2 protein-coding genes are annotated in these 1,543 nt (G+C 44.2%); both read left to right on the top strand.

Annotated elements, in window-relative coordinates:
- A partial coding sequence (gene tnpA / locus PGS38_RS17395) for an IS200/IS605 family transposase (protein WP_270476451.1) occupies positions 1–334 on the top strand: 334 nt, incomplete at its 5' end.
- A gap of 19 nt (positions 335–353) precedes the next feature.
- Positions 354–1,543 (top strand): transposase (locus tag PGS38_RS17390; RefSeq protein WP_270476450.1); only part of this gene is annotated, 1,190 nt, incomplete at its 3' end.

Raw genomic sequence — 1,543 nt, 5'->3', positions numbered from 1 at the left:
AAAAAAGGTTTTAAAAGACGGAATTGATGTGGAATGCAAAGAAATGCTGGAAAGTCTTGCACAGGAATATAAATTTCAAATCCTGGCTATGGAGGTTATGCCGGATCATATTCATCTGCTTGTAGATTGCCGACCACAGTTTTATATTTCAGACATGATCAAAATCATGAAGGGGAATCTTGCGCGCCAGATGTTCCTTTTGTATCCAGAGCTAAAGAAAGAGTTGTGGGGAGGGCATTTGTGGAATCCGTCTTATTGTGCTGTAACGGTCAGTGACCGGAGCCGTGAACAGGTACTTGCTTACATAGAAGGGCAGAAGGAAAAATCCCGTTAAAACCCGGAGGAAAAAGCGAATGAAAATCATATCCAGTTATGGTGTAGAATTACGAAAACAGAATATTCCGATCCGCCAGACACTGGAGATTTACCGTTCTGCTGTCCGCTATCTGGTCAAAGTGTATGAATCTGTATGGGAAGAACTGGCCCAAATTGAGAACAGTAAGAAACGTTTCAATGCAGCGGAACATCTGGTGCATACAACGAAACGGAATCCGGCCCGGTTTGATTTTGATTTCTGCTTTCCCAAGATGCCATCCTATTTCAGACGGGCGGCAGTCCAGCATGCGCTTGGGAGTGTATCTTCTTATCAGACGCGTCTGGAACAGTGGAAAGCAGAGGGACAGAAAACAGGAAAGCCGTATCTGAAAAGTGAGCAGTATGCCATGCCTGTTTTTTACCACGATATCATGTACCGTGAAAACACAGAAGAGAAAGATGCGGCCTTTTTAAAACTGTACGATGGCCATGACTGGAAATGGTTTGCTGTGCGGCTGAAACATACGGATATGGAATATTTAAGAAAACACTGGTCGGGCAAAAAAGCTTCGGCACCAATGTTGGAGAAAAAGCACGACAAATATTTTCTGCGTTTTACGTATGCGGAAGAGGTAGCTTTAAACCGGACACCCGTCAAAGAACAAACGATCTGCAGTGTGGATCTCGGCATCAATACGGATGCAGTCTGTACCATCATGCGTCCAGACGGAACTATCCTGGGGAGAAAGTTTATTAACTTTCCCAGTGACAAAGACCGGATGTACCGTGTGCTGGGACGGATCCGAAGATTTCAGCGGGAGCATGGATCCCGCCAGGTGCAGGGAAGATGGGCATATGCAAAACGTCTGAATACAGAACTTGGTAAAAAGATTGCCAGGGAAATCGTTTTCTATGCATCAGAAAATAGGGCAGATGTGATTGTTTTCGAATATCTGGAGATGAAAGGAAAACTTTCCGGGAAGAAAAAGCAGAAACTGCAGATGTGGAGAAAACGGGATATCCAGAAACGATGCGGACAGCAGGCACATAGAAAAGGAATACGGATTTCCCGAATCTGTGCATGGAATACGAGCAGGCTTGCGTTTGACGGATCTGGAAAAATTGACCGTGATATACAGGATCACCGTCTGTGTACCTTTCAGAATGGAAAGAGATATAATTGTGATTTATCTGCATCGTACAATATTGGAGCAAGATATTTTATCCG

Source organism: Fusicatenibacter saccharivorans, from assembly GCF_027667425.1.
Taxonomy (GTDB): Bacteria; Bacillota; Clostridia; order Lachnospirales; family Lachnospiraceae; genus Fusicatenibacter; species Fusicatenibacter saccharivorans.
This window is presented reverse-complemented; position numbering and strand designations above follow the sequence as displayed.